Origin of the sequence: Candidatus Thioglobus sp. (assembly GCF_029243085.1) — a bacterium.
GTDB lineage: Bacteria > Pseudomonadota > Gammaproteobacteria > PS1 > Pseudothioglobaceae > Thioglobus_A.
In genome coordinates this window covers 1-26,037 of sequence record NZ_JAQWSS010000019.1, presented here as the reverse complement: position 1 = coordinate 26,037, position 26,037 = coordinate 1, and the positions used below count along the sequence as shown (strand labels likewise).

The following is a 26,037-nucleotide window of genomic DNA, read 5'->3' as shown; positions in this document are numbered from 1 at the left end:
TTATATAAAAATTAATGAATTAATAATTTTTTTAATGTCAAAAAAAATGCCCCTTGATGGGGCATTTTAATTAGGCCGACATAGATCTAGAATCTAGGCCCTGCAGTTAACGCAACTGAAGCCTGTTTTAATGCGTTAACTGCTTGTGTATTTGCTTTTTTCGCTAAGGCAACGTCCTTAGTTTTTTTAGCCTCTTTAATCATTTTACCGGTATCTCTCCATGCTGAATTCTGTGCTAAATTTTTCTTATAATTAGCTTCAGCTGCAGCAACTATATCTGCAAATGAATTACTTTTAGCTACTACTGGGTTATATTTACCATCTTTTGAAACTTTGATCTTTTTTGGTGCTGGCTTAACAGGATCGCCGCCACCAAGCTGATGAACATAGACTGCAAGTTTTTTGATCTGTGTTGCGTTAATCACTTTTGAGTGGCCAAATGCTGGCATAACGGCGTCTTGTGTTTCAGGGTTGTTAGCTTGGTTGACACCATGAAGAATCGTACGCACAACTGATGCATGTTGATCTTCTGCTTCAAAACGATAAATACTATCACTTAAATTTGCCGAACCAAGCATTTGGTTACCTGCTAGTGTAGGGCCATGACAACCAATACAGCCTTTCATCATGTACAGAGCTTTAGATGCTGGATTCGGGTTACCATGAGTACCCTTGCCTGTCTCAATTAAGAATGTTGCAAGTTCAGCTGCTTGAGCATCGGTGATGCCAAGCATACGTGCTGGCATATTACCCTTTCGGCCATTTGTAATTGATTGACTAATCTTAGCTAAAGAGCCACCGTATAACCAATCGTCATCTGCCAATACAGGGAACCCAGCATTACCTTGACCACCCGCACCATGACAAGCTGCACAATTATCACCGAATAATGTTTTTGCAGTTTTGATTGCATAAGTTTTCAGCTCATCGTCACGCACAATATCTTCCAATGAACTGTCAGCAATAGCCTGTTCCGTTGCTGCAAATTTCTTTTCGCGATAAGCTTCAAGCTCTGCAACACTCTCGTTCATCTCTGTAATCATGGTCCAAGTTTTACCATTTTCATCAGCATAACCCTTATAGTGATCGCCAAACCAAGGAATACTTGGAAAATAAAATGAATAAAACACAATGGCAATTAAGCCCACAAACATTGATTGCATGTACCATCTTGGTGGGCGATTGTTCAACTCTCTTAAATCTTGTTCATCATCCCAAAAGTGTCCTGTGTTATTTTCACCAGGATATGGATTCTCATGTTTACTCATTGTTGTCTCCTCTTAACGCTCGTCATCATCATTAACGAAATTTCGTAAGTCTTCAAATTTTTGCTTATTTTTTGGTCTAAATGAATAAAAATAAGCGCCAGCTAATAAAATAAATACTACTACTGCAGTAACAGCGCCAATTTTATCAACTAAAGTCATTATTCGCGGTAAGTAGTACCGTTTTCAAATTTAATCATGGTGCCTAGTACTTGTAAGTAAGCCACCATTGCATCCATTTCAGTCTTACCTGTAACCGTTTCACTAGCGCCTGCAATGTCTGCATCTGTATATGGTACGCCAACCTTTGATAAGCCTTTCATATGCACTGCGATTTTGTCACCATCAACTATTGCATTATCTAAAAACTTATACTTAGGCATGACCGACTCTGGTACCAAAGCCTGAGGATGGCGTAAATGTAGGATGTGCCATTCATCAGAATATTTACCGCCTACACGGGCCAAATCAGGGCCTGTTCTTTTTGATCCCCATTGAAATGGATGGTCATATTGAGATTCTACTGCAAGCGAGTAATGGCCATAACGCTCATTCTCATCTCTAAATGGTCTAATCATTTGTGAATGACACAGGAAGCAGCCTTCTCGTTGATAAATATCACGCCCTGCTAGCTCAAGTGCTGTGTGTGGTCGCACTCCATCACCAGCTTTCCAGTCTTGCAGTGTCTGACCTTCTTTTCTTTGCCATGTTAATTGCTGTGTACTACCATCAGCCGCTTGTGCGGTTTGTTTAACTGTATCAGGATTTGTAAACAATGGAACAATTTGCACAATACCTGCCAATGACACTGCTAATGCCATAAACAGATACATTGCGAAAATATTTTTTTCAAGTTTAGCTTGTAGGCTTTCTTTACCGTTATGGTTTGACATTATCTATCTCCTCTTATGCGTTAGCTGGCTGAGCAGCATTTGCTCGGCGAATGGTGCTAACAATGTTAATCAACATAATAACCGCGCCAGTAAATACTAGTACACCACCTGCCGCTCTCATGACGTAGTATGGGTGCATTGCTGCTACCGATTCAGCAAACGTGTATGCTAAAGTGCCATACTCGTCGTAAGCTCTCCACATCAAACCTTGCATGATGCCTGATACCCACATCGCAATAATATATGTCACTGCGCCAACCGTATGAATCCAGAAGTGTGCGGCTAATAGTTTTTGATTTAACTTGACGTTATAGATTCTTTCAATCATATGGTACAGCGATCCTGCTGCAACCATAATGTTCCAACCTAATGCGCCAGAATGTACGTGACCAATAGTCCAATCCGTATAGTGTGACAATGCGTTTACATTTTTAGCTGCCATTACTGGACCTTCAAAAGTACTCATTGCGTAGAATGCTAGTGACATAATCAAGAAACGCAAAATGTAATCTTCACGTAAACGATCCCAAGCGCCTGACAGTGTTAAGATGCCATTTAGCGCACCACCCCATGAAGGAATAATCATTGCTAATGAGATCGTTGCGCCTAATGAACCCGCCCAATCTGGTAGTGCTGTATATTGTAAGTGATGAGCGCCTAACCATACATAACCAAACATCAATGCCCAGAAGTGAATAATAGACAAACGATATGAGTAAACTGGGCGTTGCGCCTGTTTTGGCACAAAGTAGTACATCATTCCTAAAAATCCTGCTGTTAAGAAGAAGCCAACAGCATTATGACCCCACCACCACTGGATCATTGCATCTTGCACGCCAGAGAAAATAGAATAAGACTTAAACCAGTCTACAGGAATAGACAGATTGTTTACCACGTGTAAGTATGTCACCATTACCATCATACCCATGAAGAACCAGTTTGCTACATACACATGTGGCACTTTGTTTTTGTCACGCATATGGATGGTCATGATAAAGTTATATAAATATGAAGACCATGACAAAGCAATTAAAATATCAATCGGCCATTCTAACTCTGCGTACTCTTTTGATTGTGTCAAACCTAATGGCAAGGTAACTATAGCTAGGACAATAACCGTATTCCATGACCAAAATGTAAACCAGGCCATTTTGTTCGACCATAAGCGCACTTGGTTGGTTCTTTGCACAATGTAGAATGCCGCTGCCATTAATGCAGACCCGCCAAAGGCAAAAATTACTGTATTAGTATGTAGCGGTCTTAGGCGGCCAAACTGAAAATATGGCAGATCTGTGCCTAAATCATTTAGGTATGGAAATGCTAATTCTGAGGCAATATACACACCAAAAAACGTACCTGCCACTAAATAAACTGACGACATAATCGTAAACCACTTTACGACAGTCATATCATATTTTTCTGATAAATTCATGCTTAATCCTTGTTGTTGTAACCAATAGTCTACTTTTAATATCGACGTTATTTTACATTAAACCCTATTTATAATGAGGTAAAGTTTTTTTATTTGCTCCTTATCAGCAGTTTAAGGCTGATGACAAATAGTGCAAAAGCCATTGTAAACCATTGAAATGCATAGCCTAGATGCTTATCTATACTTCCATAGAAAGGCTGCCATTTTCTATAAAATCCATCTTCAGAAGCTTTATCTAGCCTTCCAATAATAGGCACTAAATCTAGGTTGGATAATGCACTAATTTTTCCAATATTAACGGATTGAATTAACACTGGAAAAACATTACTTATAAGATCTTCATTTAAATTCATACGTTCAACAGGCTTAATTAAAGACACTTCTATGACTCGATTTTGAGCACCTATGTTTATGCTGCCAATACTGTCTCGTCTACCATTCCAAGATACAAACCCTCGATTTATTAAGATGGCTTTATGGTCAGACAAAACAAATGGAGTGAGGACATAATAACCCGCGTTGCCATTAACGGTCTGATTGTCGTATATAAATTGAGAATCATCAACATAATTGCCAGCTAACAACACCTTGTGATATTCTTTTTTTAATAAATCGGACGAATTTGAAATTTGCTCTGGCGCTAAACTTTGAGCTAGAGTTCTGTTATCTATAATTCTTTGTTTTTCATCAGCACGTTCAAGTTGCCAAAAACCTAAGGATACCAATCCGTATATAACCAATCCTATCAAAAAACTTGGTAGAGATAACAGTCTCGCAATCACTTGGCAATAGAAGCATCCATGATAACAACATTAGGCTCTATCCAACCCATATAACCAGATAGCATCAAAATTCCGAACAAGAACAATGAAAGGGCGACGCGCACCACTAATGATCGAAACATTTTGTCAGATCCGTCGGACCCGCCACGCATCAAGCCTAACAAGCCTGATCCTAATGCTAATAAAATTCCGACAATAATAACAATAATAATTACGTTTGACATATTAATCCCTTATAACAAAAACTTAATTAAACCCAATATACAAATACAAACAACCCAAGCCAAACTACATCAACAAAGTGCCAGTACCATGCAACACCTTCAAAGGCAAAGTGATTATCTGCACTAAAATGCCCTTTTTGCACCCTGAATAAAATAACCGTCAGCATAACTGCGCCTAACGTAACATGGAATCCATGAAAGCCTGTCAGCATATAAAAAGTTGAGCCATAGATACCTGATGTTAACTTAAGTCCATCAGCATAAGCATGCGAATATTCCATAATTTGAAAACCTAAGAATGCCACACCCAAGGCAATTGTAGCAACCAACCAGCCGATAACTTGATTACGCTTATCACTTCTTAAAGCGTGGTGTGCCAAAGTTAGTGTCACGCCAGAAAGTAATAACAAAATAGTGTTTAATGCCGGCAGTCCAGTTGCCTCAACCAGTTTCGTAGGAATAGAGATTGCTGTACCTGATTGCAGCGTAGTTCCAGGCGTGGTAAAGGCTATTTGTTGCCAAGAAGCACTGAAACCATTCCATAGATCAGGGGTGAATACATTATTGTCTGCCCCGCCTAACCAAGGAACGCTTAACATTCTTGCGTAGAACAAAGCGCCAAAGAAGGCAGCAAAAAACATCACTTCTGAAAAAATGAACCAACTCATGCCCCAGCGAAATGAACGGTCTACCTGGCTGTTGTATTTACCATTAACACTTTCATTAACTACTTGTCCAAGCCAGCCAAATAACATAAAAACTGTGATTAAAAAACCTAGCGTCATCACCGATGACCCCCAGCTAACCTCATGCATTTGATTGGCAAACCCTACCAACAATAATGTGATTCCAATTGAGCCAATTATTGGCCAGTACGTTCCATCTGGTATGTAATATTCTTTTTCACTCATATTCTCTTCCCCATTTTTTAACTATCAAGTTTAAAAAAATTATATGACAAGCTTATATCTTGTATACGCTCATCGAGTTCTGGCTCGACTACAAATCTTAATGTCATTTCCAGCTCTTCATATGGCTTAAACACCTGCCTATTAAAACAAAAACACTCTAACTTTTTAAAGTGTAGTGCCGCATCTGTTGGCGCAACACTTGGAACCGCTTGACCAATAATAATTTGATCGGTATTGTTTTTTGCAATATAACTTGTTGTATAAAACTTTCCAGGCACTACTTCCATTTCATTCACCTTAGGTTTAAATTGAACAGGAAATCCACCCATCGTCATTGCAAAAAAACTAACGTCTATCTTTCTATCCTCTTTAACTTCATATGTTTGACTAGAATCTACCCGCCCCGTTGTTCCATTAAAGCCCGTAATTTCACAAAAAACATCATAAATTGGTGGCATGATAACAACAGCAAAAACAAACATAAATATAGGTGCAGATATTAACTTAACCCAAAATGATGTTTTGATCTTGGCTCTTGTTCTCAAGTCATTGGCCATAAAACACAATGGTCGCCACAAATACTCCTATTGCTATAGTGCCAACAATCACCGCTGTGATCATGACACTCTTGTCTCTACCTTCCATCAAGAGTGTTGAGACTCTGACTTAATCAACTCTTTTGATGGCGGCGTGTTAAAGCTGTGATACTGTGCCTTTGGAGCTAACGTCCACTCCAACCCTTTAGCGCCCTCCCATGGTCTTGCTGTTGCCGGCTTGCCGTTGCGAATACAGTCAACAATAATATAAGTGAATAATATAAATGAAGCGCCAAACGCAAATCCGCCAATGGATGAAATCATATTAAAATCTGCAAACTGTAAAGAATAATCAGGAATTCGTCTTGGCATGCCGGCTAGACCCAGAAAATGCTGAGGAAAGAACAATACATTGACTGAAATAACTGCCCACCAAAAATGTACTTTAGCTAGCCCTTCGTTGTACATCTTTCCTGTCCATTTTGGCAACCAATAGAATGTTGCAGCAATGATTGACCATAAGGCACCTGTTACTAATACATAATGAAAATGAGCAACCACAAAGTATGTGTCATGGTATTGAATATCTGCTGGAGCAATGCCCAGCATAAGCCCTGAGAATCCACCAATAGTAAATAAAAATACAAATGATACCGCCCATAACATCGGTGTTTCAAACGTCATTGAACCTCGCCACATAGTGGCAATCCAATTAAAGACCTTAACACCTGTAGGCACCGCAATCAACATGGTTGCATACATAAAATACAACTCGCCTGCGACAGGCATGCCAGTTAAGAACATATGATGCGCCCATACAATGTATGACAAGAATGCAATCGATGCGGTCGCATACACCATTGACGAATAACCAAATAACGGCTTACGGGCAAAGGTTGGAATAATGTGAGAAACCACGCCAAATGCTGGCAATATCATAATATAAACCTCTGGATGCCCGAAGAACCAAAAAATATGTTGAAACATAACCGGATCACCACCACCGGTAGCATCAAAAAATGCAGTGCCAAAATTACGATCCGTCAGCATCATGGTAACTGCTCCAGCTAACACTGGCATTGCGCCAATCAGCAAGAATGAGGTAATTAACCATGTCCATACAAATAATGGCATGTCCATCAACTTCATTGCAGGTGCGCGCATATTAAGCACCGTTGCAATAATGTTAATCGCGCCCATTATGGACGAAAACCCTAACAGATGAATAGCGAAAATAAAGAAGTCAGTGCTGTCTGGGGCAAATGTGGTTGATAGTGGTGCATAGAACGTCCAGCCAAATGCTGGCGCACCGCCTTCCATAAAAAATGTACTAAGTAAAATAGCCCCAGCAAATGGCAAAATCCAAAATGACCAGTTGTTCATGCGTGGCAACGCCATGTCAGGTGCGCCAACCATCATTGGAATCAGCCAATTTCCTAAGCCTACAAAAGCAGGCATAATGGCGCCAAACACCATGATTAGTCCGTGCATGGTTGTTAATTGATTAAAGAAATGCGGCTCCATTAGCTGCAAACCGGGTTGCAAGAGCTCCATGCGAATACCCATAGCCAGCGCGCCGCCGATCAGCAGCATCGTAAATGCAAACCACAAATATAGTGTCCCAATATCTTTATGGTTTGTGGTTTTAACCCAGCGCATCAGACCTTTTTCAGGGCCATGGTGGTGGTCATCATGAGAAGTTGTTGCTGTTGTCATAGTATCTCTCCTTTAATTAACGTGCAGATTTGATATCTGAAGGCTGAACCACGCTACCGGTATTGCCAAATGCATTTCGCTCATAAGTAATAACTGAAGCCAGATCTGTATCACCTAACATCTTAAATGTTGGCATGCCACCCTCGCCATGTAGTACGATTTTTATGTGCTCTGCTGCGATACCATTTGCAATGACAGAGTTTTTCATAGCTGGAAAAATCGGCGGTATGCCAGATCCGTCAATCTTGTGGCAACCTGCACAATTCGATTCGTACACACTCTTGCCTTTAGACATTAGATCGGATTTTGACCAAACTTGAGTGGCGCTTGCAGCAGCTGCAGCAGAAGCTGCTTGCTCTTTAGCAACCCACTTAGCATAGTCTTTTTTAGATACAACGTCGACTACAATCGGCATAAAACCATGATCCTTGCCGCACAACTCAGCACATTGGCCTCGGTAAGTGCCAATTTTGTCAACTTTAGCCCAAGCGTCATTAATAAACCCAGGATTGGCGTCTTGTTTAACGCCGAAAGCCGGTATCCACCAGTTGTGAATTACGTCATTCGAAGTAATTAGAAAGCGAATTGACGTGTCAACTGGCAAGACCATGCGTTTATCGACTTCTAATAAATAGTTGTCAACTTTTAGCGCTCCTGTCTTGTAGCTCTCTTTATTTAGATTATCTACATCTGTAGCAACTGAATCTTTAGAGGTTTTGGCCAAGTTAGAGATAAAACTTATCCCTTCCTTAGGATAATCATACTGCCACTTCCATTGATGCCCTGTAATCTTAATGGTCATTTCGGCTTTAGAGGTATCCTCCAAATCAATTAACGTCTTAGAGGCTGGTATTGCCATACCCACTAAAATAACAACCGGAATCAGCGTCCATAGAATCTCAGCCTTGGTGCTTTCATGAAACTGAGCGGCAACCGCTCCTTTTGATTTTCTATGAGCGAAAACAGAATAAAACATCGCTCCAAAGACAATTGTTGCAATCACAACACAAACCCAAAAAACCATCATGTGCAGATCGTAAATATCATGACTGATTGAGGTAACACCCTCAGTCATATTTAAGCCGTACTCTGAAAATACTGCTGTAGAAATTAATGCTATAGGCGCTACTATAGCCCTTGATAATTTGCTCATATATCCCCCCAGATAAAAGCAATCGCCTGAAAATAAACATCAAGCTGATCAAAAAATTTCAATCATCTTACTACAAAACATTGTGTCGATAGTATGTTTTTTTTAAATTTATTAATCAAATTCAAAAAACCTAAAATAAGCTTGACAAGGCTTAGAATGAATGATTTAATGTTAAAAAATTAATTTCTTGAGGAGGAAAGATGGCATTAGTTCAAACAGCTAGAATGCAAAAAAATTCAGGCAAAAAGGCAGCCGTTAATCGCATTGGCTTTGGCTCTCCAGCAACTTGGATTATCAAGGCCTTTAAAGATATCATGGTTTGCCCAAAACTAGCTGTTTTTTATGGCGGACTGTTTACTCTAGTGGTTTACAACTTGTGGACACTTCTGTCACAGTCAGCTGCATTACACGATGTTGCTGGACCGCTTGTTGCCATGATAATTTTAGTACTAGGCCCTATTTCCGCTATTAGCCTGTATGATGTTTCTAGACGAATTTCCAAAGGGGAAAAGCCTACCATCGGTAGCGTATTAAAAGCCTCGATCAAGTCAAACGGCTCATGCCCTTCAATTTTCTTATCAATCATCTTGATGTTGATAGCTGTAACTTGGATGGTGTTTTCACCTCTGATTTATACTGTCTTTACAGCTGGAACACTTAATATTGTTAACTCAGATCTGACCATCATTCAAAATATCGTTGCTGATTTTTCCAATGGCACAAATATGGGGTTTGTTGTTGCGTATTCCATCTTTACCGGAGTGTTGGCCTTGATTGCCTTTATGATTAGCTGGTTTTCATTTCCAATGATTCACGATCAAGATGTTGATCCATTAACAGCGATAACAACAAGTCTGCGAGCCGCTTCAAAAAATGTCCTGGTCATGATTCCATGGATTGTATTTGTTGCTTCTATCGTCACATTAGGCTTGTTAACACCTTACTTTTACGGCCTGGTTATTATTATTCCAGTGCTAGCTCATGCCACGTGGCATGCCTATGAGGAAATGATTGAAAACATAAACTAACAGTCTTAATATTTAATAGCCATCAGCTCAAATTTAACATTGAGTTGATGGTTTTTTTTGGCATAAAAAACAATGTTATAGCATCTACATGTATAGAAAATTACTCAAAGTATCGATCGTTTTAGCGCTAGTGGTAGTGGTGCTTGGAGCCTACACCCGTCTTGCAGATGCAGGCTTGGGTTGTCCTGATTGGCCAGGGTGTTACGGCCAGTTGATTGTTCCCGATGCAAAAGAAGGTTCAATAATTGAGGGTTATGAGCGCCCACTTGAATCTGTCAAGGGTTGGAAAGAAATGATACACCGATACGCCGCCTCAACACTAGGGTTGGTCATTTTACTATTGTGGTGGCAAGCGCTTAACAACAAGCCAATTTATCGACAATCTATGTCATTACCCACATTTGCCGCTTTTTTTGTTATGCTACAAGGCGCATTTGGCATGTGGACCGTTACCTTGCTGGTACACCCTGGAATAGTTACCATTCATCTATTAGGTGGGTTTATTACCACTGCAGTGCTTTTTTGGCTGCTACTTAACCAAACCAAACCCACTCAAACTTATAGTCGTATATCGGCCTCTAATAAAGTCATTTTGCTATTCACTTTAATCATATTGTTTTTACAAATATCATTAGGCGGCTGGACAAGCACTCACTATGCCGCACTATCATGTGGAGAACAGTTTCCTACTTGTCTAGGATCCTGGTGGCCAGAAATGAATCTTTCTAAAATTTTTTATTGGGGTCCAATTGGCATCAATTATGAATATGGCATCTTGAATGACACTAATCGTGCAGGCATTCAGTTTGTTCACCGAATCGGCGCATTGATAACTACAATAATAATCGGTACCATGCTGTATCGTTTTCACCAATACAAGCGCCTGCATACGCACTTGTTTGTCATTGCGTTGCTACTTATTATGCAATTAATATTAGGTATCATCAATGTTTTACATTCACTACCAATGGTTGTTGCTGTCTTACACAATGTTGTCGCTCTATTATTACTACTAAGCATAATTGCATTAATTCACAAATCTTTTAAATCTTAACCAATATATTTTTATGAAACAAAAACATTTAATCTTAATCTTGATTATTACTAGCCTGATTTTTTTAAGCTATTATGCAGCGCAACCCAATATAAAAAACCTTAAAGAGCAAGTATCTCCTACGGTTTCTGTATATCCAAGCCCTAAGACCCTGAATGGTAATCTTTCACTAATCGACGACAATAATAAATCAGTCTCTTTATCTACTATTGCCAACAATAAATGGTCTATTTTATATTTTGGCTATACATCATGTCCGGATGTATGTCCGATAGATTTAGCAATTTTAAACCAAACTGTTGGAAAAATGAATCAAGCTGAAAAGCTACAAGTTGTATTTATTTCTGTCGATCCAGATCGCGATGTTGGCAAGCTAACAAAATTCGTCGGACGTTTTAACGCTGACTTTGTTGGTTTGAGTGCCAAAGATGAAGATCTAAGAAAGCTAACCAAAGCGTTAGGCGTGTATCATGAAATTGCACAAATTAAACAAAGGTCTTCTCACGACCATGCTAATCATGCGCCAAAAGCTGATCACACGAAAATGACCATGCACATGGAAGGCCATGCTAATCATGCGCCAAAATCTGACTATTTGATTGATCATACTGCTAGCTACTTGTTGTTAAATCCCAACCTTGAGCTAGTGGGATTGTTGACCAACCCACATAATGCGAAGAAGATGGCGCCTGCACTTGATCTGATTCTTGAGACGCTAGATTAGGGCAATACCAATTTGACAATTACAATTATCATTGCAATAAAGCCAACAGTCATTATTAGGCCGACAACAATATAAGGTCGCGGGCCTTGCTCTTCTGTTCTCTCAAGATTCTTGATTAAGTCTTCTTTTTTGCCGACACCCACCATGGCTGATGTTACCGCTTTAACTACCTGGCCAATATCTTTCATATCTTTTGCTTATAAAGTAATCAGCCAATAGTGATCAATCAACAAAGCAAGAAAAATCAGCATCAATTAATTGATTGAATAAGTAAACGTATTCCAAGCAATCTTAACATCTTTGGGGCGATTATTTATATTGACCGCATACCATAAAAATATAACTCCCAAAATCAAAGCAGATGCTAAATAAATTAATCCAGACATTCCTACGAGATAAGGCAGTACAGTCACCACAACCAATAAAATGGTGTAAAGCAGTATCTGCTTTTTTGTATAAGCAAGGCCGTGTGTAACGGGCAGCATCGGTATATTGACTTTTTTATACTCTTTAACCCTGTGTATTGCTAACGCCCAAAAATGAGGTGGTGTCCAGATAAAAACTATTAAAAATAACAATAGTGCGAATTCAATATTTTGCCCGCCAGTAATAGCTGTCCAGCCCAATACTGGCGGTGCTGCACCTGCTGCACCACCAATAACAATATTTTGTGGTGTAGCACGCTTTAAATACATGGTGTAAATCACTGCATAACCAATTAATGATATAAACGTTAAAATCATAGTTAGCGTATTGACAAACAATTCCAATATACCAAGACCAACAATTCCTAGCAGAACCCCCCAAATAAGCGCCTGATGGCGGCTTACTTTGCCTTGGGGCAACGGACGCTGATCAGTGCGTGACATCTGCATGTCAATTTTCTCATCAACCACATGATTAAATACAGCAGCTGAAGCGGCAGCCATGCCAATGCCTAAAGACGCATAAATCACCAGGTGCCACTCGGGTAAATAAGGAGCAGGAACAGCTAAAAACATACCGACAACCGCAGTAAGTAATATCAAAGCAACAACTTTTAATTTACACAGACCTAATAGATTGTAGATTGAATTCATGAGCTACTCCAATTAACCGATACGAGAATATTTAAACAGTCGTTTTAAATCCTTAATGACTTGTTTAATTATTAAATCCTCAGGATTGTAGTGCAGCATTATATTTCCCAAAGGATCAATTAAGAATAAGTGATTATCGGGGAATGCTTTTAACTTCTGAATTAAATTATTACTAGCGTGAGCAAGTAACACCTCTGAATCTAACCCTTGAATGTCTTTATTGGTTAGTAATAAACTTTGAATACGCCTCATATTCTCATTAGTGAGGATGCGTATAGTTTTCATATCCTCAAGCGCTTGACGACAAGTGTGTTCGCAGCGATCGGTGACATAGGCTAATGTCCAAATTCCTTGAAGATCTCCATCATACGCTTCATTAAAAACAACATCATTATTAGTAGTGCTGATAATAGGGTTAACAAACTCGCCGTAATTAACAGTGCTTTTGGTAAAGGAATTTGGGCTTAGATAAAAAAAGGCGGTGCCAAAAACAATGGGCAGCACAAAAGAAGCTAATAAAATCCACAGTTCTTTTTTTGAATTCATGATTACTTTTTTTTTAAAATTTCATCAATCATACGCTTAGTTCATTACGCAGAGATAAGTTTAAAAAAATTTAAAGTCGGACTTCGATGCCTTTTGCCCGCATAGCCTGTTTAGCCTGTTTGACTGTATATTCTCCAAAATGAAAAATACTTGCCGCTAGCACCGCATCAGCCCCACCTTCTAGCACTCCTTCAGACAAATGTTCTAAATTTCCTACACCGCCAGAGGCAATAACGGGCACGCTAACAGCATCCGCTACCGCCTTTGTTAACTCCAGGTCAAAACCCGTTTTAACACCGTCACAATCCATTGAGGTTAGCAAAACCTCGCCAGCACCATAATCGCCTTCAGTCATTTTTACCGCCCATTCAACTGCATCAAGGCCGGTAGGCTTGCGTCCACCATGGGTGAAAATCTCCCATTTATTGGGTGAGCTTGATACTTTTTTGGCATCAATCGCAATGACAATGCATTGTGAGCCAAATTGCTTGCTTAACTCATTAATTAAGCTGGGATTGAAAATAGACGCAGAGTTAACCGCCACCTTGTCAGCTCCAGCGTTAAGCATGATGCGTACGTCTTCAGCCTTCCGAATGCCGCCACCTACTGTCAGCGGAATAAACACTTGCTCAGCAATGCTTTCCACCATATGCACCGTTGTATCACGGCCTTCATGTGAGGCTGTAATATCTAAAAAAGTAATTTCGTCGGCACCTTGTTCGTCATAACCCTTTGCAACTTCAACAGGGTCACCGGCATCTTTAATATCGACAAACTGCACACCTTTAACCACACGGCCGTCACGCACATCCAAACAAGGAATAATTCTTTTTGCTAAACTCATAAGTCTAATTTTACCTCTCAACGTTTGTTATGTGGTCAATTATGCCTGTATGGGTATAATCTTGATTTATGATAAACATTCCAAAGCATATTGCAATCATCATGGATGGCAACGGTCGCTGGGCGTCTGGGCGCGGTTTACCGCGCATTGTTGGCCACCAACAAGGTGTTAGAGCTGTGCGCAGCGTTGTTAAAGCGTGCGGCGCAATGGGAGTAAAAACGCTTACTTTGTTTGCTTTTAGTAGTGAAAATAAAAATCGCTCGACTGAAGAAGTCTCACTGTTGTTCAAATTGTTCTTAACCGTGCTTAAGCAAGAGGTCAAAAAACTTAACAAACACAATGTCCGTTTAAAAATAATTGGAGACTTGTCTTTATTTCCAGAAGACGTGCAACAAACGGCTATCGAGGCACAAGCTAAACTATCAGACAACCAAGGCTTAACGTTGGTAATTGCCGCCAACTATGGTGGACAATGGGATATTGTGCAAGCTACGAAGCAAGTGGTAAAAGCCGCTATCAATGGCCATATCAACCCCGAAGATATAACGATTGATAGCTTTCAAAATTACCTTTCCCTAGCTGGTGAACCTGCAGTTGACTTGCTAATTCGTAGTAGTGGCGAGCTAAGAATCAGCAACTTTTTATTATGGGATGTGGCTTATAGTGAAATGTACTTTACCGATACACTTTGGCCGGACTTTGACGAAGTTGAATTGAACAAGGCTATCGAAAATTTCAATCATCGTGATCGTCGTTATGGCGCTCGCAAGGAGTATTAATGTTATTGCCAAGAGTTTTAACTGCGCTGATTTTAGCACCCTTGTTTATCTGGGCAATTTTTGCCATGCCCACTGATTACTTTTCTTATTTTTTGCTATTATTTGTTGCACTCGGCGCCTGGGAATTTACCCGTCTCATCAAGATTGAGCAGTCGCTTTATCGCGCCTTGGTATCAGCAGGCATTATTGGCTGTGCTATAGTTGCTTCAGCACATGCGCAAAACTTACAAACTGTTTTAATGGTTTCAGTTGCCTGGTGGGGTTTGAACTTATATTGGGTTGTAAGCTACCCAAACAACATTCAGTCTTGGTATGGCTCCGGCATTATTAGAGTGATGGGTGGTGTCATGCTTCTGGCGCCAATGTGGGTGGCACTAAGCAGTTTACATGCCAATTATGGTAGCGAATACTTTTTACTATTAATGCTATTAATCTGGGGCGCTGACTCTGGTGCATATTTTGTTGGCAGGGCATTTGGAAAACGCAAACTTGCGCCAAATGTTAGCCCTGGAAAATCTATCGAAGGCGTCATTGGTGGTATAGCATTAGCCATTATCATTATGCTAATGTTCTTGCAATATCAAAATGCTGCCAGTAATACTTACATTGGCCACTTATTGCTAGCCATTGTGATTTCAAGTGTTTCTGTATTGGGTGACTTATACGAAAGCCTTTTTAAACGCACTTCAGGTATTAAAGATAGTGGCAATATATTGCCAGGACACGGAGGCATTCTTGATCGCATTGATTCGCTAACTGCGGCCGCACCATTCTTCTTGTTGGGTCTCAGCCTAATATGATCAATTTAACGCTACTAGGTGCCACCGGATCCATTGGTCAAAGCACCCTAGCTGTGGTTGATTTACACCCAGACCAATTTAATGTGTTTGCTATTAGCGCACATACTAATTGGCAAAAAATGCTGAAATTGTGTAAAAAATATCAACCAACTTTTGCAGTAATGACTGACAAGAGCGCTGCAGCAAAACTCTCTGAAAACATTCAGGTTGATACAAAGGTGCTTTCCGGCCCTCAGTCACTTAACATAATTGCCTCGCATACTAATACTGATTATGTCATGGCAGCTATTGTGGGCGCTGCCGGTATGGCGTCAAGTCTGGCTGCAGCAAAGGCTGGGAAACGCATTATGCTGGCAAACAAAGAGTCTTTAGTATTGGCCGGTGATATTTTTATGCAGGCAGTTAAAGATCATGATGCCGAATTAATACCTGTTGATTCTGAACACAGTGCTATTTTCCAATGCTTACAAGGTGGAAGATCTGGTTTGAGTAAAATTCAACTTACAGCTAGTGGCGGGCCTTTTTTACATACACCGCTTAGCGAACTTAGAGCTATTACCCCAGATCAAGCTTGTGCGCATCCAAATTGGTCAATGGGGCGAAAAATATCTGTAGATTCAGCCACAATGATGAACAAAGGTCTAGAAGTGATAGAGGCACATTATTTGTTTAACTTGCCTGCTGATAATATTGATGTGGTTATGCATCCCCAAAGCATTATCCATTCATCAGTTTACTTTAGTGATGGCTCCACCTTATCGCAACTAGGCAATCCAGACATGCGCACAGTAATTTCATATGCCATGAGCTACCCTGAACGGATTAATTCGGGCGTTGATGCTCTTGACTTAACGCAACATACACCGTTAGAATTTTATACACCAGATTTCGAGAAATTCTCCTGTTTAGGTCTGGCATTTGAAGCACTTCGACAAGGTGGCAGTGCCATGGGTACAATCAATGCCGCTAACGAGATAGCAGTGGAAAATTTTCTAAACAATAAAATCAAGTTTTTGGATATTGCTAATATCATTGAAAAAACCCTAGAACAATCTAGTCACTTTTATCCAGAATCACTCACTGAAGTAATAGATAACGACCGAACTGCTCGCGCGATTGCTAATGAAATTGTACAATCCTATGTCTAGATTTTTTTCTCTTGCTCTGCTGATATTATTATTGCAATTTAATGTTGATACGGCTTTTGCACATAGTCAAGATAATGAATATCACTTTACGGTCAAATCAGGTGATTCACTCAGTAAATACTTTACCAAACTAGGATTATCAAAAAGATTATTGGCGAATTTGCTCTCTGCCAGCAAAAAAAATCAACAACTTAATCAACTTAAAATTGGTGAAAAAATCACCATTCGCTTACATACTAACCGTCGCTTTAACTCGCTTAGTTACCAGTCTAAAAATAAAAGAGATCTTAATATTGCCTTGATTGGCACTCGATTTGTACATGCGCCAAAACAATCGCAAAAAACCGAAACACCTCTTGTAACAACACCTGTGGTCATTAACAGCTCTTTTGGTTATGATGCGCAAAAAGCTGGCTTAAGTTTAAACACCATTAATACGGTAGTTGAGGCGCTATCCTGGCAACTTAATTTTGACTCAGACTTGTACAAAAATGATAAATTCTTGATTGTTAGCGATGGATCAAAACAGCCTGTTGGCATCATTTATAAAGGCGACAACAAACATATTGAGGCATTCGCCCATAAGGATGCTCGTGGTCAGACGCTATATTACAACCGCTATGGTTACAGCTTAAACTCTTCATTCTTAAAAGCACCTCTCAAATATAATCGTATTAGCTCAACATTCCAATTAAAACGCTATCATCCTATTTTAAAAACGTATCGACCGCACAGAGCGATAGATTATGCAGCAGCACATGGCACACCAGTTCGCTCTACTGCAGACGGGATTGTTAAGCTCCAAGGCTGGAAAGGCGCACTAGGAAAGGCTGTTATTATTAACCACGGCGCCCATTACACCACTGTTTATGCGCATCTATCCAAATACGCTCGTAATCTTCGTCAAGGTAAGCCTGTAAAAAAAGGACAGGTAATCGGCTATGTTGGATCAACTGGGCGCTCCACCGGTGCGCATTTACATTATGAGTTGCGTTATAAGGGTAAGCGTCAAAATCCATTAACTCATAAAACACCTGAACAACAAAAAGTTAGTCGCGATGAGCTATGGGAATTTCGCTCGAAAGTAAACAATATTTTAACTGGTTTATAAGGATTGGCCTTTAATCCAGTCCTGCCAATTACTTGGCTTTAAATCGGTCAAATAATCTTTGTCAATATATTGTGTCTGATAAGCTTGGGCGCCTGGCACCTTGTTTAAAATAGCAAAAGTTATTAATTCGTCAATACGGTGTGGTTTTTTTGTGCCAGGCACAAGGGACTCGTTGCGAATAATAGCTGCCATCATTGCTGATTTGGCATTGCCATGCACTTCAAAAGATTCCTCAAATAAATTCAAGGCTAAAAACTCATTTTTAATAAAGCCATGACTGCCATCTAACAAATAAAAAGCATACTCATACAACGCCGTGTCGTAGCTTCTGCGCACTAATTTAATTAAAATCTCGTTGGCTTCTCTCTCTTGTGGTTTGTAACCCATGAGCTCACTGCCGAATCTAACTTGCTTTGAAGCCTCATACATAGCATCATAATCATTAAGATCAAACGCACCTTTTAGCAATAATGACTGACCTCTTAACACCACATCACGAGAGCTGATTTCATTGCCAATTTGAATAAGACGCATGGCGCCATCAGACAGTGGCGATGCATCAGCAAAAGGACTAAATAGGGTGGAAAAAATCAGTAGTTTTTTTAGCATGACGGTTTTTCGTCTATTTTACCACGCCAAAAGTTATCATAATTTAAAGTCGGACTATCGATTAAAATACTCACTATACTTTATAGCTAAAATTTTCAAGGAATACCTGTGGACACACTATTTGAAACAGACTTAAGCCTGCCTTTAATCCAAAAAGGTAAAGTTAGAGATATTTACGATATCGACGACAAGCGTATGTTAATCGTTACTACAGATCGTTTAAGCGCTTTTGATGTCGTCTTTGACGACGGCATTGCAAAAAAAGGCGAGGTACTTACTTCGGTTGCCAACTTTTGGTTTAATAAAACGCAACACATTATTCCCAACCATTTAACTCATGAGCCGTTAAGCAGTGTATTAAATGCCACCGAAGCTCAACAAGTTGAAGGTCGAGCTATTATTGTCAAAAAACTCAAACCATTAGCAGTAGAGGCGATTGTACGTGGCTATATTATTGGCTCTGGCTGGAAAGACTATCAAAAAACCAGCGGTATTTGTGGTACGACACTGCCTGCTAATTTACAGCTGGCTGAAAAATTACCCGAAGTGCTTTACACACCCTCTAGTAAGGCAGCTGTCGGTGAGCATGATGAAAACATTGATTTTTCTGCAACTGTAGATATTCTAGGAGAAAACATGGCGCAACAAGTCAAGCAAGCTAGTTTGGCACTTTACAAATACGCAGCCGAATTTGCACTTGAGCGTGGCATTATGATTGCCGACACTAAATTTGAATTTGGTCTAGATGAAAACAATGTGCTAACTTTAATGGATGAAGTATTAACACCTGACTCGTCGCGCTTTTGGTCGGCTAAAGATTATCAAATTGGCGTCAGTCCACAAAGTTTTGATAAACAGATTGTGCGTGACTATCTAGAAACATTAGACTGGGATAAGACGCCGCCTGCACCCACCTTGCCTCAGCATATTATTAATAAGACAGCTGAGAAATATCAGCAGGTCCAACAACTTTTAACTCAATAAATTCCATGCAACTCAGCGGTGCTATTAGCAAAATGCATACTCATCTAAATAGAGGGGTGGCACAATATCAATTGCCAATTGGAGATAAATTGCTTAACATGAATGATTTGGTAGGTGAAACCATCTCACTAAGCTTTAATCAAGTTATCCATTGTCGCAATTGCGGTCGAATAACCAACAAAAGTTACTCGCAAGGGCATTGTTACCCCTGCTCTCAAAAATTAGCAAGTTGCGACTTATGCATCATGAAGCCAGAAACTTGCCATTATCACTTGGGAACTTGTCGTGAACCACAATGGGGGCTGGACAATTGCTTTTCACCTCACGTGGTATATTTGGCCAACTCGTCAGGCGTTAAGGTTGGTATTACCCGTAAAAAGAACATTCCTAGTAGATGGATTGACCAAGGTGCCATTTGCGCTCTGCCTATTTTAGAAGTAGACACGCGCCTCAAATCTGGTGAATTAGAAATGGCCCTTAAACAATTTGTTAACGATAAAACCAATTGGCGAAAGATGTTAAAAAATGAAGTGGATTTAGCTGACCTGCCAACAATCAGGGATTCACTACTTGAACACATCAAAGGTGCTATTGATGCCACGGATGCACAGGTGCTCAAGAATGAAGCTTTAGATATAAACTACCCTGTGGTAGAATATCCTAGCAAAATTAGCTCGCTAAATTTTGACAAAACACCGAACATTACAGGTGTTTTAAAAGGCATTAAAGCGCAGTATTTGATATTAGATACCGGAGTGCTTAATATTAGAAAATATAGCGCTTACAATATTACATTAACTTATTAGGAATAACACTATGGCAGAATTAATCATTGAAGAATTAACAGTAGGCGAAGGTACAGCTTGTAAAGCGGGCGACCATGTTTCCATGCACTATACTGGCTGGCTAACTAACGGTAAAAAATTCGACTCGAGTGTTGATCGCAACGATCCATTCAATTTTCAACTTGGCGTGGGTCAAGTAATTCCTGGTTGGGACCAGGGTGTTGACGGCATGCAGATTGGTGGCAAACGAAAGCTAACTATTCCATCTAAATTGGCCTATGGTGAGATGGGTGCAGGTGGCATCATTCCACCAAATGCCACTCTGGTTTTTGACGTAGAGCTTCTCGCAATTAAATCATAAAATTATGAATGAAGACTTCCCGAGAATCAAGCGCCTACCCGCTTATGTTTTTGCCGTTACCAATGAGCTAAAATCGAAGGCTAGGGCACGCGGGGAAGATATTATTGACTTTGGCATGGGCAATCCAGATCAACCAACACCCGATCACATTGTTGAAAAATTAGTAGAAGCTGCGCGTCGGAAAGACACGCACCGCTATTCAACTTCTCGCGGAATTCCACGCTTACGCAAGGCTATTTGTAATTGGTATAAAAAACGCTTTGATGTCGATCTTGATCCGGAAACGGAAGCGATTGTAACTATCGGCTCTAAAGAAGGGTTAGCAAATTTGGCGCAAGCAGTAGTAGGTGCCGGTGATACGGTCTTAGTACCTAACCCAGCCTATCCCATTCATCCGTATGGATTTGTTATTGCAGGCGCAGATATTCAGCATGTACCCTGCGGTCCTGACGACGACTTCCTAACTGAGCTTGAGCGTTCAATTAAAAACACCTGGCCTAAGCCAAAAATGCTAGTGTTGAACTACCCCTCTAACCCAACCACCGAATGTGTTGAGCTAGAATTCTTTGAAAAAGTCATCAAGATAGCAAAAGAGCATGAAATTTGGGTAGTGCAAGACTTAGCTTATGCCGATATTGCCTTTGATGGTTACGTTGCGCCAAGCATCTTGCAAGTGAAGGGGGCTAAAGATATTGCTGTTGAATTTTTCTCATTATCCAAAAGCTACAATATGCCTGGCTGGCGGGTGGGCTTTATGGCTGGAAACCCAACATTAGTAGGCGCACTAGCAAAAATAAAATCTTATCTTGATTATGGCATGTTTACGCCAATTCAAGTAGCGGCAATTGAAGCGCTTGAAGGTGACCAAACTTGCGTCCAAGAAATATCTGACATGTATCAAGATCGTCGTGACGTTTTATGTAGCGGTCTAAATACCATCGGTTGGTCAGTCACGCCACCAAAAGCCACCATGTTTGTTTGGGCCAAAATCCCTGAATTCTATCAACCTATGGGATCGTTAGAGTTTACCAAAAAGCTGCTAAAAGTAGCTAAAGTTGGCGTCTCTCCAGGAGTTGGTTTTGGTGACTATGGTGATCAATACGTACGCTTCGGCTTAATCGAAAACGAACATCGCACTCGTCAAGCTATTCGCGGTATTCGCGACATGTTTAAAGCAGATGGATTACTGTAAACAAGAGATTAGCGTTAAAATCAGTTTACATGAAACTCTCTGCTAACGAATTCAGGAATAGTCAGCAAAAGCGCCTAACTCTATTGGGCATGTCTGGTGTTGGGAAAACTCATCTGGCCAAATTGCTTTCTAAACAAGACAAATACTTTCACTATTCAGGTGATTATCGCATTGGTGCCGAATACTTAAATAGCGCTATATTAGATAATATCGTTACTCGAATAAAACAAGATTCATGGCTAGAGGGCTTGTTAGATAATAAATCAATCAGTATTCAAAATAATATTAGTTTCGACAACCTATCTTCTGTTTCTGCCTTTTTAGGAAAGGTTGGAAACCCAGAATTGGGCGGACTTCAAATTGATGAATTTATTCGCCGTCAAGCGCTACATAGACAAGCCGAAATTCAAACCATGCTTGATGTGCCAAAATTTATTGAGAAGTCCAATCAACAGGGTGTGCATAATTTTATCAATGATGCTGGCGGCTCTTTGTGTGAACTAGATGACAACAATGTTTATCAAACTTTATCAGAGCACACAGTGATCTTGTACATACGTGCTAGTAAAAATAACGAAAAAACCCTTATAGAGCGCGCACAATCACACCCAAAGCCTTTGTATTATCAAGCTGAGTTTTTACAGCAACAATTAGAAACCTATCTTTCTGAAAATCGGTTTTCATATGTCGCTCAAATTGATCCTGATGCATTCGTTCGTTGGATATTTCCACATTTACTAGAGCACCGAAAACCAAAATATGAGGAAATTGCTCAGCAATATGGCTACACCATTGACAGTGAAGACTTATACCGGTGTCGTAGCGCCACTGAAGTTCTAGATCTAATTACAGGAGCTATGAACCAATGCCCTTGATTGCACATACAAATTTACCCTCTTTTGCACGCTTACAGTCTGAAGGAGAAACGGTACTTAGCAAGGATCGTGCCAACCACCAAGTTATTCGTGAACTACATATTGGCTTGCTTAATATGATGCCAGATGCAGCCTTAGAGGCGACCGAACGACAATTCTTTCGCCTTATTGGTCAAACTAATCAAATAGCACAATTCTATCTTCATCCGTTCACCTTGTCTTCCATTCAGAGAGAAGACAAGGCGTCAAAGCATATCAACGCATATTACCAAACCTTTTCTGAGATTAAGTCTCAAGGTCTTGATGCACTAATCGTAACTGGTGCGCATGTAGAGCAGGCTGATTTAAAACTGGCACCCTTTTATGACGAACTCAAAAATGTAATTGATTGGTCATATGAAAATGTTACCTCTACTTTGTGCTCTTGTTTAGCCACTCATGCGGTTATGGAGTTTAGATACCAGCAAAAACGTCAGGCTATGAAGGATAAGTGCTGGGGTGTTTTTAAACATCAGATTATTGATCGCTCTCACCCATTAATGAATGGGGTTAACACCAACTTTAATGTGCCGCATTCACGCTTCAATGAGATTACCAGAGACCAGTTTAAAGCTTCTGGTGTTGAGATTTTGGTCGATAGTAACATTGGTGCACACTTGTGCGTTAGTGAAGACCTGTTGCGCATGGTCTTTTTCCAAGGTCATCCAGAATATGACACAATTAGCTTATTAAAAGAATACAAGCGTGAAATTATTACTTTTCTAGCAAGCAAACGCCCTGACTATCCTGTATTTCCTAAACACTACTTAAACGAACAAAATAAAGCCATCTTAAACGAATACAAGGAAAAATTATTGACTGGAAAATTTACCATTAGCGACTTTCCCGAGGATTTAATTAACGCCACGTTAGACAACACTTGGCATGATGCAACCCGACAAATTATTAGTAACTGGATTGGGTGTGTGTATCAAACCACCCATGAAGATGTTAAAAAACCTTTTATGGACAACATTGATCCTGCAAATCCTCTAAAACTAAAATAAAGTTTAATAGCAACATTTTCTATCTATCATAGCTATTAGTTAACACAACAATTAACAATATGGAAACATTAACAATAATCCGCTATATCTTGTTATCTTTAACAACAATATGGACACTGTTTATACTATACAACATACAAGCTAATTGTAAAAAAAACTGCAGTTTGACAACAATTAAACAGTGTATTGCGACCTACTTATTTGGCTTAATACTTATCTTTGCACTTTATTATGCTAATAAATGGGTGTTACTCGGTCCAGCATAAAAGAATCAATCGCCAATTAACACATTGTCTAATTTTTCAATTAAGCTGCTTGCTTGGTCCGATAAACATGGGCGCACCAACCTTCCTTGGCAGTCAAAACCCAACTCTCATACAAACGTCTACCATATTTGGCTAAGTGAAATTATGTTGCAACAAACCCAAGTTTCAACGGTTATCGACTATTTCAAAAAATTTATACGTTATTTTCCAAGCCTAATTGATTTGGCTAATGCCTCTGAAGACGCGGTGTTAGCCCAATGGGCGGGGCTTGGTTACTATGCTAGAGCTAGAAATCTACAAAAAACTGCTCAGATTATTGTTCAGCAACATGGCGGGGAATTTCCTCAAGATTTTGAACAAATTCTCGCCCTTCCTGGTATTGGACGCTCAACTGCCGGCGCAATATTATCTCTCGGCTTCAATCAAAATCATGCTATCTTAGATGGCAATGTTAAACGCGCTCTAGCGAGAATTCATCAGATTAAAGGGCATTACTCCCAAAGTGTAACACTTAACAAGCTATGGCATTTAGCTGAACTTCACACACCTAACACTCGAAACAATCAATACACTCAAGCCATTATGGATTTAGGGGCTACAATATGCACGCGTACCCAGCCAAAATGCCCTCACTGTCCAATGACCAACCTGTGCCTTTCCTACAAAAACCAAACACAGGCACTTTATCCAGAACCAAAACCACAAAAAACAAAACCCAGTCGCTCTATTGCCATGTTAGTTTTTAGCAACAATAATGATATTTATTTACAAAAACGACCAAGCAAGGGTATTTGGGGTGGATTATGGAGTTTTATAGAATGCGACGACACACCTCTATCGATTCAAAAATCTATAGATGAGTTTGATCAATCAGCCTCAATTATCCGGCATCTTTCCGTTTTTAAACACACCTTTACACATTATCACTTGTATATTCATCCAGTGGTGGTTGATTGTCCATCAGCACATGTAGAATTTTATCAAATCAAAGAACTGCATCTTGGCGTACCAAAACCTGTAACAAGGATTATTTCCCAACTTTAATAATTTACAGTACAAACGCAGGACGGTTTTCCTGAGCAAATAGATTAAAATATGCATATGAAAATCATTCGTGGGCTACACAATTTAACTAAGCACTCCGGTAGTGTTGTCACTATTGGGAACTTTGACGGGGTGCATGTTGGTCATCAACATATTATTACTAGTCTAGTGAAAAAATCAAAGCGACTAGGCCTGCCTGCAGTGCTCATCTCTTTTTTGCCCACTCCTCAGAGTTTCTTTGGACGTGAGCAAGCAACGTTAAGCAATTTTAAACAGAAGCATCAATTATTAGCAAAACTAGGATTAGATGTTCATCTTATTATCAAGTTTGATAAGGATTTTTCGGAATTAAGCGCCGAAACTTTTATTCAGAAAGTCTTGTTGAATAGTTTAAATATGAAGTTTTGCTTAGTAGGAGACGATTTTCGCTTTGGGTCTGGGCGTACAGGTAATTTTAAATTACTTAAAGATTACTCTGTACAACATGACTTTGAAGTGGAGAATACCAACAGTATTTTGTGTAACCAAGATCGCATAAGCAGTTCGATCATTCGAGAGCTATTATCACAAGGTAATTTCCATATCGTGGAAAAAATGCTTGGACGCGAATTCAATATTTCTGGGAAGGTAATTCATGGGCGACAATTAGGTAGGACTATTGGATTTCCAACTATTAATATTCCTATTAAACGAAAAATTAGCCCGGTTTTAGGAGTTTTTGCGGTACAAGTAGTTATAGCTGGTAAAACTCATAATGGTGTATGCAATATCGGCAAACGTCCTACTGTCAATGGAGAAAACATCTTACTCGAAGTGTTTTTATTTAACTTTAACCAAGATATATACGGGG

The 26,037-nt window shown here is 39.8% G+C and carries 30 protein-coding genes; 15 read left to right on the top strand and 15 right to left on the bottom strand.

All coding sequences use genetic code 11. The features are described 5' to 3' along the window. Positions 1–86 precede the first annotated feature (86 nt). The 10 genes from P8M52_RS01365 to coxB form a co-directional block, all read right to left on the bottom strand. Complete coding sequence (locus P8M52_RS01365) at positions 87–1,268, bottom strand: c-type cytochrome (RefSeq protein ID WP_300306252.1); 1,182 nt, start codon at positions 1,266–1,268, stop codon at positions 87–89. Positions 1,269–1,280: 12 nt separating this feature from the next. Beyond that, positions 1,281–1,427: a cbb3-type cytochrome c oxidase subunit 3 gene (locus tag P8M52_RS01360; RefSeq protein WP_300306249.1), complete on the bottom strand. Its 147-nt coding sequence runs from the start codon at positions 1,425–1,427 to the stop codon at positions 1,281–1,283. Further along, positions 1,427–2,158 (bottom strand): cytochrome-c oxidase, cbb3-type subunit II, encoded by a 732-nt coding sequence (gene ccoO, locus P8M52_RS01355; protein ID WP_300306246.1) that lies wholly within the window; start codon positions 2,156–2,158, stop codon positions 1,427–1,429. The genes P8M52_RS01360 and ccoO overlap by 1 nt, the downstream gene beginning before the upstream one ends. 13 nt (positions 2,159–2,171) lie before the next feature. Continuing rightward, complete coding sequence (ccoN, locus tag P8M52_RS01350) at positions 2,172–3,590, bottom strand: cytochrome-c oxidase, cbb3-type subunit I (RefSeq protein ID WP_300306243.1); 1,419 nt, start codon at positions 3,588–3,590, stop codon at positions 2,172–2,174. An 89-nt stretch (positions 3,591–3,679) separates the two neighbouring features. Next, positions 3,680–4,372 carry an SURF1 family protein gene (locus P8M52_RS01345; protein ID WP_300306240.1) on the bottom strand — a complete coding sequence of 231 codons (693 nt, stop codon included), beginning with the start codon at positions 4,370–4,372 and terminating at the stop codon, positions 3,680–3,682. Then, positions 4,369–4,596, bottom strand: coding sequence for a DUF2909 family protein (locus P8M52_RS01340; protein WP_300306237.1), 228 nt, complete (start codon positions 4,594–4,596; stop codon positions 4,369–4,371). Before P8M52_RS01340 ends, P8M52_RS01345 begins: the two co-directional genes overlap by 4 nt. A 26-nt stretch (positions 4,597–4,622) precedes the next feature. Further along, positions 4,623–5,507 carry a cytochrome c oxidase subunit 3 gene (locus P8M52_RS01335; protein ID WP_300306234.1) on the bottom strand — a complete coding sequence of 295 codons (885 nt, stop codon included), beginning with the start codon at positions 5,505–5,507 and terminating at the stop codon, positions 4,623–4,625. A 17-nt stretch (positions 5,508–5,524) separates the two neighbouring features. Beyond that, the gene (locus tag P8M52_RS01330; RefSeq protein WP_300306231.1) at positions 5,525–6,064 is read right to left on the bottom strand and encodes a cytochrome c oxidase assembly protein; all 540 of its coding nucleotides are present in this window, start codon (positions 6,062–6,064) and stop codon (positions 5,525–5,527) included. 87 nt (positions 6,065–6,151) lie between these two features. Then, positions 6,152–7,759, bottom strand: a complete 1,608-nt coding sequence (ctaD, locus tag P8M52_RS01325; RefSeq protein ID WP_300306228.1) for a cytochrome c oxidase subunit I — start codon at positions 7,757–7,759, stop codon at positions 6,152–6,154. Between the two features lie 16 nt (positions 7,760–7,775). Beyond that, positions 7,776–8,912 (bottom strand): cytochrome c oxidase subunit II, encoded by a 1,137-nt coding sequence (gene coxB, locus P8M52_RS01320; RefSeq protein ID WP_300306225.1) that lies wholly within the window; start codon positions 8,910–8,912, stop codon positions 7,776–7,778. Between the two features lie 200 nt (positions 8,913–9,112). Here coxB and P8M52_RS01315 point away from each other — a divergent pair, with 200 nt between their 5' ends. The 3 genes from P8M52_RS01315 to P8M52_RS01305 all read left to right on the top strand — a co-directional run bounded on the left by P8M52_RS01315 (position 9,113) and on the right by P8M52_RS01305 (position 11,718). Beyond that, positions 9,113–9,940, top strand: coding sequence for a DUF2189 domain-containing protein (locus tag P8M52_RS01315; protein WP_300306223.1), 828 nt, complete (start codon positions 9,113–9,115; stop codon positions 9,938–9,940). 88 nt (positions 9,941–10,028) lie between these two features. Beyond that, complete coding sequence (locus tag P8M52_RS01310; RefSeq protein WP_300306220.1) at positions 10,029–10,994, top strand: COX15/CtaA family protein; 966 nt, start codon at positions 10,029–10,031, stop codon at positions 10,992–10,994. Positions 10,995–11,007: 13 nt separating this feature from the next. Beyond that, positions 11,008–11,718, top strand: a complete 711-nt coding sequence (locus P8M52_RS01305) for an SCO family protein (protein WP_300306217.1) — start codon at positions 11,008–11,010, stop codon at positions 11,716–11,718. Here P8M52_RS01305 and P8M52_RS01300 read toward each other — a convergent pair. The 4 genes from P8M52_RS01300 to hisF form a co-directional block, all read right to left on the bottom strand. Next, positions 11,715–11,906 carry a DUF2970 domain-containing protein gene (locus P8M52_RS01300; protein ID WP_300306216.1) on the bottom strand — a complete coding sequence of 64 codons (192 nt, stop codon included), beginning with the start codon at positions 11,904–11,906 and terminating at the stop codon, positions 11,715–11,717. The genes P8M52_RS01305 and P8M52_RS01300 overlap by 4 nt on opposite strands. A 66-nt stretch (positions 11,907–11,972) precedes the next feature. Then, positions 11,973–12,797 (bottom strand): heme o synthase, encoded by an 825-nt coding sequence (cyoE, locus tag P8M52_RS01295; protein WP_300306214.1) that lies wholly within the window; start codon positions 12,795–12,797, stop codon positions 11,973–11,975. Between the two features lie 12 nt (positions 12,798–12,809). Next, positions 12,810–13,343: a hypothetical protein gene (locus tag P8M52_RS01290; RefSeq protein WP_300306211.1), complete on the bottom strand. Its 534-nt coding sequence runs from the start codon at positions 13,341–13,343 to the stop codon at positions 12,810–12,812. A gap of 70 nt (positions 13,344–13,413) precedes the next feature. Next, the gene (hisF, locus tag P8M52_RS01285; RefSeq protein ID WP_300306208.1) at positions 13,414–14,187 is read right to left on the bottom strand and encodes an imidazole glycerol phosphate synthase subunit HisF; all 774 of its coding nucleotides are present in this window, start codon (positions 14,185–14,187) and stop codon (positions 13,414–13,416) included. A gap of 68 nt (positions 14,188–14,255) precedes the next feature. Between hisF and uppS the strand changes: the two genes are divergently transcribed. The 4 genes from uppS to P8M52_RS01265 are packed head-to-tail and all read left to right on the top strand — an operon-like array spanning position 14,256 to position 18,025. After that, entirely contained in the window at positions 14,256–14,966 is a 711-nt protein-coding gene (gene uppS / locus P8M52_RS01280) for a polyprenyl diphosphate synthase (protein ID WP_300306205.1), read from the top strand. Beyond that, positions 14,966–15,766 carry a phosphatidate cytidylyltransferase gene (locus tag P8M52_RS01275; RefSeq protein ID WP_300306201.1) on the top strand — a complete coding sequence of 267 codons (801 nt, stop codon included), beginning with the start codon at positions 14,966–14,968 and terminating at the stop codon, positions 15,764–15,766. The genes uppS and P8M52_RS01275 overlap by 1 nt, the downstream gene beginning before the upstream one ends. Further along, the gene (gene ispC, locus P8M52_RS01270; protein ID WP_300306198.1) at positions 15,763–16,914 is read left to right on the top strand and encodes a 1-deoxy-D-xylulose-5-phosphate reductoisomerase; all 1,152 of its coding nucleotides are present in this window, start codon (positions 15,763–15,765) and stop codon (positions 16,912–16,914) included. The genes P8M52_RS01275 and ispC overlap by 4 nt, the downstream gene beginning before the upstream one ends. Continuing rightward, positions 16,907–18,025 (top strand): peptidoglycan DD-metalloendopeptidase family protein, encoded by a 1,119-nt coding sequence (locus tag P8M52_RS01265; protein WP_300306191.1) that lies wholly within the window; start codon positions 16,907–16,909, stop codon positions 18,023–18,025. The genes ispC and P8M52_RS01265 overlap by 8 nt, the downstream gene beginning before the upstream one ends. Here P8M52_RS01265 and P8M52_RS01260 read toward each other — a convergent pair. Beyond that, entirely contained in the window at positions 18,020–18,634 is a 615-nt protein-coding gene (locus tag P8M52_RS01260; RefSeq protein WP_300306188.1) for a hypothetical protein, read from the bottom strand. The genes P8M52_RS01265 and P8M52_RS01260 overlap by 6 nt on opposite strands. A gap of 108 nt (positions 18,635–18,742) precedes the next feature. Here P8M52_RS01260 and P8M52_RS01255 point away from each other — a divergent pair, with 108 nt between their 5' ends. The 8 genes from P8M52_RS01255 to ribF form a co-directional block, all read left to right on the top strand. Continuing rightward, positions 18,743–19,618: a phosphoribosylaminoimidazolesuccinocarboxamide synthase gene (locus P8M52_RS01255; protein ID WP_300306185.1), complete on the top strand. Its 876-nt coding sequence runs from the start codon at positions 18,743–18,745 to the stop codon at positions 19,616–19,618. A 32-nt stretch (positions 19,619–19,650) separates the two neighbouring features. After that, positions 19,651–20,424: a DUF2797 domain-containing protein gene (locus P8M52_RS01250; RefSeq protein ID WP_300306182.1), complete on the top strand. Its 774-nt coding sequence runs from the start codon at positions 19,651–19,653 to the stop codon at positions 20,422–20,424. Positions 20,425–20,434: 10 nt separating this feature from the next. After that, positions 20,435–20,764 (top strand): FKBP-type peptidyl-prolyl cis-trans isomerase, encoded by a 330-nt coding sequence (locus P8M52_RS01245; RefSeq protein WP_300306179.1) that lies wholly within the window; start codon positions 20,435–20,437, stop codon positions 20,762–20,764. 4 nt (positions 20,765–20,768) lie between these two features. Continuing rightward, positions 20,769–21,956, top strand: coding sequence for an alanine transaminase (gene alaC / locus P8M52_RS01240; RefSeq protein WP_300306176.1), 1,188 nt, complete (start codon positions 20,769–20,771; stop codon positions 21,954–21,956). A gap of 29 nt (positions 21,957–21,985) precedes the next feature. Beyond that, positions 21,986–22,831 carry an ATPase gene (locus tag P8M52_RS01235; protein ID WP_300306173.1) on the top strand — a complete coding sequence of 282 codons (846 nt, stop codon included), beginning with the start codon at positions 21,986–21,988 and terminating at the stop codon, positions 22,829–22,831. Then, entirely contained in the window at positions 22,822–23,877 is a 1,056-nt protein-coding gene (locus tag P8M52_RS01230) for a homoserine O-succinyltransferase (RefSeq protein WP_300306170.1), read from the top strand. Before P8M52_RS01235 ends, P8M52_RS01230 begins: the two co-directional genes overlap by 10 nt. 290 nt (positions 23,878–24,167) lie before the next feature. After that, positions 24,168–25,187, top strand: coding sequence for an A/G-specific adenine glycosylase (gene mutY, locus P8M52_RS01225; RefSeq protein ID WP_300306167.1), 1,020 nt, complete (start codon positions 24,168–24,170; stop codon positions 25,185–25,187). A gap of 57 nt (positions 25,188–25,244) precedes the next feature. Then, on the top strand, positions 25,245–26,037 hold a 793-nt coding region (gene ribF, locus P8M52_RS01220; protein WP_300306164.1), incomplete at its 3' end, for a bifunctional riboflavin kinase/FAD synthetase.